The following is a 9,362-nucleotide window of genomic DNA, read 5'->3' as shown; positions in this document are numbered from 1 at the left end:
ATTTAAAGACTTGAAATTTCAAGATGATATTATATCTGGACTAACTTTTGACCCCACAAATTCGAAAAAAGAATGGTGCGAGTTTTCTCTAAATATATTGACAAAAGAAATTAAAGGAGGGAGTTTTAGGGTTATGCTAGATAACAATCCCAATCTTGAAATGAAAAATAGGATAGAAATAAAGACAAAAGATAACGTAAAAAAACCTTGGTGGAAATTTTGGTAAGCAAAAAGTCGAGTTTGTAACACTATATATAGCAAATTGGGCGATTAGTGTTTAACCCAAAGGGTGTTGTCTATTTGCAAAGTCGGCAAATCTTTTGATTTGGTATTAAAAGAGAAAAATTAAAACAAAATACAAAAGATTTGGCTTGTGGCTAATCCGAAAGTAATCGCTTTTTTTCTGCCCAACTGGATCTGTAAATTAAAATAAAACAATTAAATAATGTGGCTTAAAAAATAGTACCAAAATTATTAGGTAGTCCAACTTGAGGCACCTCCAAAAATTGTTTTACCTAAAAAACTAATTTCCTTTCCTTTGAAGTCATCTATACTTCTCATAATTAAATATTTAAATTAAACAAAATGATTAAATTTTTAGATCACTTTATATTCTTATAAAGCCTATTAAATCGCCAGGTTTCATAACCATACTGAGGTAGTCCAATTGACTCCCTAAATTCGTTTACTTTCTTTGTATTAGTAATGTTTTTTTTTGTTTCATATGTCCAATATTTCTGTTCTTCTTTGTTATATAGTAATAGTTGATCATATACTGCTCCATAAGTAAAAGGATTACATTTTCCTTTTTTCACAAACGACAAAATTTTGGGCATAAAATAAGACTCTCTAATAGAGTCATCTGTATGAAGCAGCATAACTCTAATACTAGGATTATTTTTGTTTGGATTAGATGATGTACCAATGATTCCAGAATTAGGATAACCGTATTTTTCAAAAATTGTAATCAATTTTTTGGTATTAACATCGTCTATAGAATCTTGTTTTGTAATATTTTCGCCAACATAATTTCTACCTCGATAAAGTTGATCTTTTATCTTCATTTCTAAGATTTCTTCACGCAAACTTATATCAAGTGTTTTTATAAATATTATTGACAATGAATCGAAATGCTTCTTTGATAAATTTGATTCAGTTTTAACCAATTTAAGAATACTGTCATTGTTTATTTGATTCCAAGTGATTCCATATTTACTTATCAGGTTGCGCAACCCATCGAATGATTTACCTTTGTTATTGGTAAGATAGGCACTCTTAATATACGTCTTATATTCATAATATATTGGAAGATTAATAGGTGAATTCTGTTTAAATGCACCTTCTAATATAGAATACGATTTTAAATAATTGCCTTCGATAAATAAACTATCCGCTTCGTAAACGGATCTATAATATCCACCGTCAATGTAGTTTTTTTGCTGTGATTTCGAGCTACAACTCGTTAAAAACAATGGCAAAAAAAGAAGAAATAAGGATTTAAGTTTTTTTTTTTCATAGAGAATGATAATTTCTAACAATGATAACAAATTAAAAATAAATAGTTTAAATTTCTCTTAGTCGTTCTTATTCAATACAAGTACTTCTTTAATTCAATATGTAAAGAAATACTTCGGTTTGTTCTTGTTTCAGATTGTTTTGGTATTTCTTATAATGTTCATTTCGGTAACCATATATTTTTTTGTTAGTAAAATTACCTAATTTTTCTATAAAAATTCTTTTCTCTAATAATAAGTGTCTTAAATATTTAAAATGTTACCCAAAATTTTTAATTATTTTATTTTGTATGCAATATTTTTTTCTTTTAATCATGAATTCGAGATTTGTAGACATAAAAGTGAAATCCACGAGTAAGAATTTTGAAATAAAATTATAGATCCTTCTGCTGGTACTGGGGCAAACACATTTAAATACCCTGGCCATTCGTTACCCTATTGGACTAGGAATTTAAAAGAGTTAGCCCTTGCCTCTGCCCTTTCTAATAGAAATCACAAGTTGCGTGCTGCTAAATTTTCCATTTAATTTTTATGTCACGGTTTTCATTCATTACGGTGACGGCCAACTTTCGTTCGTACCTCTCTACCATAGCTTTAAGTTGTATTTACTTTGGTTTGGTGTAACGATACCAAGTAAAAAAACTTACTCCTTTAATTTACCTAATAAAATGTACCTTTTTTGAACTATATTTTGTTACAACAGAAACATCCACGGAGTAAGCCCACGAGGCATTCAGGGGAATTTTTTTTAAAGTTTCAAAGCCAGCTTCGAGGTATTAAACCCAAGATCCCTCTGAAAAATCGGGATTAGTTCAACTAACTTTTCCAGCTAGTAACACCCAAAAACGCCTACTTCTGAAGACTTTCTTTCTGAACACTTTCCTTTTTTTCTGCAAGCATATTTTGTTCCTTGATTTGTAACTCATCGGTAATTCTATCCAGTAATACGGCAAAATCATCCTGATTGATGAGGCTACTTTCGCGACCCGGAAAAATCTCTTCTACTGGAAATCTGTAATTGAGGTCAATGGTAAATTGATAAAAATTGGTAAGCAACTCATTTTTTGTATTTAAACGAGGGACCTCTAAAATAACGGGATCATTAATGCTACTTGTGTAATTAGGAATTATCCAAGGGCGACTAGAATTAAGAACATCAGGATCGCGCTTTAGTGTGATATGGGTACTAGGTATTCTTTTTTTATTTGTATACCACTTATTTTGAACCGCATCATAAGCATCATAGGTTTCTTTTACAGTTTTTACAACACCTAAACTATCTAACGTAGATGCGATAATTTCTGTTGCTGCCTGATTAAAAGGAAGCTCTGAACGCAAGGTTTCCATACCTACGTGTATCCCAAGTAAGTTTGAATACACATCCTCTACAGAAAAACTAGAAAATTTTTCTGGTATAAAAGGTATTGTTGATGCGCCAAACCAAGTAGAAATCTCGTGCCATAAAGAAAGATCGTATGTTATTTTTCCTGCTAACAAAATACCATCACTATTAGTAAGTTGTTCTGGTACATTTAAATATAAAGTCTTACGCCCGGCTTCGTTACGTAAGGGCAAAATCACTTCACCTTTTCCTCTGCTTTCTAAAATCGTGGTGTATAAATAGCGTGTCCAATCAATTTGATCTCGTAAATGACCAATATCGATAAAACCACCTTTATGGGTATAGACGGTTCCGGTACCTTCGCTCTTTTTACCCATATAGTGATGTTCATTCAGATCATCAACACTAATCACTTGATCGATGGAAATAAATGGCACTCCCCATATTTTTAAATCATAGCCAAAAGCACAACATGCTCGAATAATTCGAGGTGGAGTTTTGCTTAGGTCAACAGCATCATCCTGTACATGTTGAGCACTCATCTTTATAGGAGTAATAACAACACCTATTACTAAAAAGAATTTTATGGTATTTAATGCTATTTTGTATATGACAAATTTCATAAAACTAAGTGATAATATTATAGATTGTTACGCTTTATCATATCAGGATAAAGTTCATCTTCGACCCACATAAAGTTTGGGAATATCCGAATAATTTTTTCATAACATACCTTGGCTCGCTGTATTTGATCGGTAGCTTCGTATGCTTGCCCTAAAGCAGTCATTGTATTTATGTACATCCAATTATTTACGACGAGTCCTTGTTTTTCAAAGCTCTTAACAGCCTTTTCGTAGTATTTAATCGCCTCCCCTTTATCTCCTCCAAAAGCTGATGGGCGATAATACATGGAGTTTCCTTTTTCAATATTTCCCTGAATATTCTCTGGGTCAAGTTCAATAGATTTGTCAATATATCGCATACTTTTCCTACCTAAGTAAATAGCTTTTAGATTAGAAATACCAATGGTAAATGCAATATAAGCTCCTTTGTAAGCTAACAATGTTGGGTTTTCTGGTGAATCCTCTAGTAACTTATCAATAATTTTTTCTGATTTATCAATGTACTCTTCGGCGGTATCATCTTTTTCAGCACCAATTAACCAGGCTGTATACCCATAATAATAACTGATTAGCTCTAATTGTTCCTCAAAACTATTAGTATTTACATTTTTTTCGCAAGAATTCATCAATTCCAACCACTTATCCATTTTGCCTCGTGAATACGCTTTATAAATTGGATCACGATAAGGGCTTTGAGAAAAGCCTAATTGTATTGAAAACAGTAAGGTAATGATCGCAATTATAGATCTTGTAATATATTTCTGTCTTTCCATATTAGTTTCTTCTGTTTATTATTTATAAGCCCCTTGATTATTATTAAAAGAAATATAATGTGTTGTGGCAGGACCAAGAGTAAGTTTTGAATAACTGATTGCTGACTTGCTAACACGACAAAAAATCGAATACATATTATGCCAGCAAGATATGCAATAAACCACCATACCCCCAAGTATATATACACTACAAATGGAGCGATAGTCGTTAAAACTCCAAAAGAAATAGTTACTAAAATACTATTTCCAAAGAATTGAAATATGTTTTTTATAAATCCTTCAATAGCTTCATCTAATCCAACATACATTCGGCAAGAAATATCATTATCTCCTAAGCGTGTATCGCTGGCAAGGCCTTCTTGTTTAAACAGTTTTATAATAGCCATATCTTCTACTTTATCAGACTTGCATTGTTCATGGGGCCATATTGCCTTATAGGTAGCTGCTTTAAACATCATAAACTGACCATTAGCTGCTGAAAAAATTTTGTTTTTTGATTTTCGAATTAGATAAATGGGTAATATGCTTAGTAAAATCCAATTCATTAGCGGTACCGAAACTTTTTCTCCAAAAGATTTTACTATTTGCTTTGGGAATATTGACAACAGATGAAGTTCGTGTTTCTGAAGATAGCCAACGCTACGTTCGATTACGTCTTTTTTTACACTTACATCAGCATCCAAAAAAAGTAATATATTACCAGTAGCGGCTTTTGCTAACTGGTGACAGGCATGATTCTTGCCTAACCAACCTTTTGGAAGTGCATCTCCATTCAACAATTTAATAGTAGGCGTAAGTGTTGCCCAATGCTTTATGATACTTTCTGTTTTGTCGGTTGAGTGATCGTTGTAGACAATGATTTCTAGTGTGGTGTATTCAAATGTTGATAATTGTGATAATAAGGCTCCAATATTTTCTTCCTCATTACGCGCCGGTATTAAAATAGAAACAGATGGTGTTGATCTTAATGGAGTTGTCTTTGGCAAATAAGCAAACGAAAGATAATTAACAAATGCCACAAGCAATCTGATAAAAAGTAGGGTCATTAAAAAATAACAGAAATAGATCATATGACACCTTGTTTTGTAAAACACGCTTTTGCAAAACGATTAAATTCTCGTTCTACCTCATCAGCATTTGTACTTGTACTTATCGTATGTGTTTCATAATACGCAAATATATCAGGTCTAAGTTTAGTTCCGTAATTAATAAGGTTAACATTGTATACCAATTGGAAATCATTTTTTGCGTTTTCTAAAACATAGGAAAGTAAACCTTTCTCAAAAGTAAACTCTCTTGTGTATATACTCTTTATTCTTCCTTGCGGAAAAAACAAAAATAAATTCTTCTTATCCTGTAACATTTCAACAGCATAATTGAGACTATCAATACTCGAACGATTGCCTTTACTAATTGAACTAGCACCAATTTTGGTTAGTATCATGTTTTTTCTCAGTTCCTTTTCCAGCATCATAAAATTAAACCTTCGTTTAAAAATTTTGAGGTTTAACAAGATTTGAATAAAGCCATCATAAAACGAAAAATGATTACTAATCATAAGAATGGGAAGTCCTTTTTCTTCGTACTCACCTTTATACTTAACATTACCAAAAAAAAATCCTATTAGTATTTTCGTATAGTAATGAGAAAATTTTATCCAGAATGTGTTATGATTGGCTCGTATCATTTTTTAGTAAAAATATGATGAATAACTAAAACTATAAAAAAAACAAATTGAACAAAAAATAACCCACGTGCAGGCCGATTGCTTGTATTTACCTTAAACTTCTGAATAGCCCAATTAAAAATTAAACCTAATAGAAACCAGATTATATAGTTTTTTATAGGCGGTTCGTTTTTTGCAAACATCCACATATCTATTAGGGGAGCAGCTTTTTCGAGTAAGCTATCGTACACAACCATCAGTGATGCTGCGCCAATAATAATCAGATTGTTATTGGATGTATATTTCGAGATAATACTATTTGATGCATACGATAAGAAAACCCAATTAAGACCAATAATAACAGGCACATCAGCTATTTTGAAACCAAGCCCCTTACCATATGAATACACTCCAAATAATTTACCGGTTGCTACACCAATAATTTCGGTTACAAAGCTCAGTATAAAAATACTTGCTAGGACGGCCATTGTTTTTACATTCCAATTTTTGTGATGTGAAAAGACAGCTATGGAAACTAAAACCAAGGTATACGGTGTAATTAGTATAAATAAATTGTAAGTAGTGGGCGTAAAATATAAAACCAATCCTACACAGTAAAAAACTATAAAAGTTACTGGAAGCCCGTCATCTACGATATATTTAATCATCCGATTCATCTAGTATGCGAGTATTTCATTAGAAATCGTTGTAACATTAGCTAAGCAAAGTGGAATTCCAGTAGTAGATGCCTGTTTTTTTAATACAGGTATATCCTGTTGTCTGACTGCTAAACCAATAGCAATCGCTGAGCCACCAATTCCGGAACCAATGACTACAATCCTCATACGTTTTTAGTTTTTTTAGATCTCATTTCAAAAATATGAGTTAGCGCCAAAGGTGATAAGAGCAATGAAAAATTATAAAACATATCTTCAAGAGGAATGGAAAGCACATGGATTCCTAATATTACCTGAGGATTATAATCAAAAACAGCTTGTTCAATTCCTGTACCCGTTAAGATTCCGTTGATAATAAAAAATGGAATGAGTAAAATCGGATAGATTGCTAAATAGTACTGTACTACTTCTCTGGCAAAATAATAACTTAATAAGAGTATTATCGGCAAAACAAGGAAGTTAACAAAAGTATAGGTATGATCTCGGTTTAATAAGGAGGTTATAACTGATAATACTACAATTAGAAAAGTTAACATTGTTGTCCATTGCTCGTTTAATTTAAATTTTGGAAAATGAAATTGAACTGCATAAAACGAGAACGCACACGCATAGGGAATGGCAATAAAAAACAAATATTCTTCTAAAGGAAGTTTATTTATATAAATCCCTGAGTTATAAATTGGGTTGAAAAACCAACATCCCATATGAGTGAAAATGATATCCCAAGTAACAAAAATAATCATGGTTATTAGGATTGCAGGAAGCAGGTATTTCCAACGCATATAGAGTCTAAGGTTTTTCTCGAAACTCAACGCCAGAGGTCCAGCAAGTGAAATAAGAAGTATAATTAAGTAAAGAGACATAGTTCGTAATTTTATTGTTTTCTCTATGCCAATTTAAGTTTGTTGGTCGTGTAAATAGAAACTAATGCCCATATCTTATACCTATTGGGTATTCGAACTCGCTCATTAAGTAATTTCTCTACAGGAGTAGCCCCTATCTTATTTGTGAGTTTACTGTAATAAGTATAGGCTGCATATACTCCGCTTCTCGAATTGTCGGGCAGTTGTTTGATCCCCTCTAAAGCAACTCTGAAATCTTCGTCGATATATTCGATGATTTTTTTCTTAATGCTTTCAGTTAATTCATTATCTATTAGGATTGGAAAGTAGATGCGATGTAACTGATTGATGTCGTCATTAATGTCACGCAGAAAATTTACTTTCTGAAAAGCCGAACCCAAACGCATAGCAGCTGGTTTTAAAGCTCGATAACGTTCTTCGTCACCGTTAACAAAAACCTTCAGACACATTAACCCGACTACATCAGCCGATCCATATATGTAAGCTTTAATCTCAGTATCGTCAAACTCTTTTTTTGATAAATCACTATGCATACTTTTTAAGAAAGCTTGTATCAGTTCATCATCAATGTTATACTTACGAACAGTTGCCTGAAACGAATTAAGTATTGGGTTAAGACTTATACCTTGGTTATAGGCACGATAATAATCTTCTTTAAAATTTGAAAATAAGGTAGCCTTATCATACTCGTGAAATGTATCAACAATCTCATCAGCAAAACGTACAAAACCATAAATACTATAGATACTATCTCTTATTGATTTATCAAAAAGTTTAATACCCATTGAAAACGAAGTACTATAATTTTGAGTAACAATTTTACTACACTTAAATGATACATCATCAAATAATTCCTTCATCTACTGCTTTTTATTTTTTTGATGCAATTTCACACTCATGCAATACAATTATCATTATTACTTAAATAGGATTACTTCAGTTTATTTCATTATTATGAAAAGGTTCGTCCCTGAAGAGCTGATTAAGTATTCAAACTATTTAGTTCTTTATTATTATTTTGTATTTTGATAAGTTAATATCTGTACAAAAGTAATCATCTTTTTGAAACTCGCCTATTTTTTTAAAATTGGCAACGAGACTAACCCAGAAACCTTTGTGAGTGTGGTTTGATTATCCATAGTATTCGATACTAAAAATATTAGAATTGCTTAGGAGTAAAAAAGCATTCCTGAATGAATTGATGAATAAAAATAAATTGAAATTACGAATTCAAGAGTTTCGTTTCCTAAAAAGCTTGATGAAATAATCTAAAATACAAAAGAAATAAGTGCTTTAATAATTTATAGAGAATTCAATCTTGAGATGTCCTCCTCGAAACTTAATCGGAGTACAAAAGTTGTGACTTTTCATCATCAATGGTAAGTTTTACGTTATAATTATTTACAAACCAAAATACTAAGTTGACCAATTTAAAGGCAGAGTTGAACTTTTAGGTGAGAGATTAATCAATTAAAAAGAATAATATGACTATCATTTCTACCAATTATATGACGACTTTTTCTCAAGAAAACTCATTCTAATTCTTTTAATTTTCTCAAAAAACCTTTCCAAACCCTGTTTTTTCGTTAAAATATGTTAAAATAGTACCTTTTTATACATAGTACTGTAACAAAATTAAAACCTGTACGTCTAGTAAGTATACAACAATCAAAAAACAATAGAAATTATGAGAACATTAGACAGCAATCAAATCACAAAAAAATTAGAAAACACTAACGGAAACATCTGGAACGCAAAAAGACGCTATAGATAATCCAACCATTCATCAATCAATCAATCAAAAAAGAAATCATGAGAACATTAGACAACAATCAAATCACAAAAAAATTAAAAAACACCAACGGAAACATCTGGAACGCAAAAAGACGCTATAGATAATCCAA

General features: G+C 31.5%; 10 protein-coding genes. 1 reads left to right on the top strand and 9 read right to left on the bottom strand.

Annotated features, from left to right (window positions below; translation table 11 throughout):
* Positions 1-226 (top strand): hypothetical protein (locus ACWGOQ_RS23660; protein WP_458202879.1); only part of this gene is annotated, 226 nt, incomplete at its 5' end.
* 376 nt (positions 227-602) lie between these two features.
* Here ACWGOQ_RS23660 and ACWGOQ_RS23655 read toward each other — a convergent pair.
* From ACWGOQ_RS23655 to ACWGOQ_RS23615, 9 genes are all read right to left on the bottom strand, one after another.
* Complete coding sequence (locus tag ACWGOQ_RS23655; protein ID WP_452060332.1) at positions 603-1,478, bottom strand: hypothetical protein; 876 nt, start codon at positions 1,476-1,478, stop codon at positions 603-605.
* Positions 1,479-2,363: 885 nt separating this feature from the next.
* Positions 2,364-3,479, bottom strand: a complete 1,116-nt coding sequence (locus ACWGOQ_RS23650; protein WP_452060331.1) for a DUF4056 domain-containing protein — start codon at positions 3,477-3,479, stop codon at positions 2,364-2,366.
* A gap of 17 nt (positions 3,480-3,496) precedes the next feature.
* Positions 3,497-4,252 carry a tetratricopeptide repeat protein gene (locus tag ACWGOQ_RS23645; protein WP_452060330.1) on the bottom strand — a complete coding sequence of 252 codons (756 nt, stop codon included), beginning with the start codon at positions 4,250-4,252 and terminating at the stop codon, positions 3,497-3,499.
* On the bottom strand, positions 4,219-5,322 hold the full coding sequence (locus ACWGOQ_RS23640) for a glycosyltransferase family 2 protein (RefSeq protein ID WP_452060329.1): 1,104 nt from the start codon (positions 5,320-5,322) through the stop codon (positions 4,219-4,221). The genes ACWGOQ_RS23645 and ACWGOQ_RS23640 overlap by 34 nt, the downstream gene beginning before the upstream one ends.
* Complete coding sequence (locus tag ACWGOQ_RS23635) at positions 5,319-5,939, bottom strand: 1-acyl-sn-glycerol-3-phosphate acyltransferase (protein ID WP_452060328.1); 621 nt, start codon at positions 5,937-5,939, stop codon at positions 5,319-5,321. Before ACWGOQ_RS23635 ends, ACWGOQ_RS23640 begins: the two co-directional genes overlap by 4 nt.
* Positions 5,936-6,586 (bottom strand): carotenoid biosynthesis protein, encoded by a 651-nt coding sequence (locus ACWGOQ_RS23630; RefSeq protein WP_452060327.1) that lies wholly within the window; start codon positions 6,584-6,586, stop codon positions 5,936-5,938. The genes ACWGOQ_RS23635 and ACWGOQ_RS23630 overlap by 4 nt, the downstream gene beginning before the upstream one ends.
* A gap of 9 nt (positions 6,587-6,595) precedes the next feature.
* Positions 6,596-6,763, bottom strand: a complete 168-nt coding sequence (locus ACWGOQ_RS23625) for a hypothetical protein (protein ID WP_452060326.1) — start codon at positions 6,761-6,763, stop codon at positions 6,596-6,598.
* Entirely contained in the window at positions 6,760-7,458 is a 699-nt protein-coding gene (locus ACWGOQ_RS23620) for a lycopene cyclase domain-containing protein (protein WP_452060325.1), read from the bottom strand. The genes ACWGOQ_RS23625 and ACWGOQ_RS23620 overlap by 4 nt, the downstream gene beginning before the upstream one ends.
* Positions 7,459-7,481: 23 nt before the next feature.
* Complete coding sequence (locus ACWGOQ_RS23615; protein ID WP_452060324.1) at positions 7,482-8,318, bottom strand: phytoene/squalene synthase family protein; 837 nt, start codon at positions 8,316-8,318, stop codon at positions 7,482-7,484.
* Positions 8,319-9,362 lie beyond the last annotated feature (1,044 nt).

The organism is Aquimarina ulvae (assembly GCF_053613295.3).
This window is presented reverse-complemented; position numbering and strand designations above follow the sequence as displayed.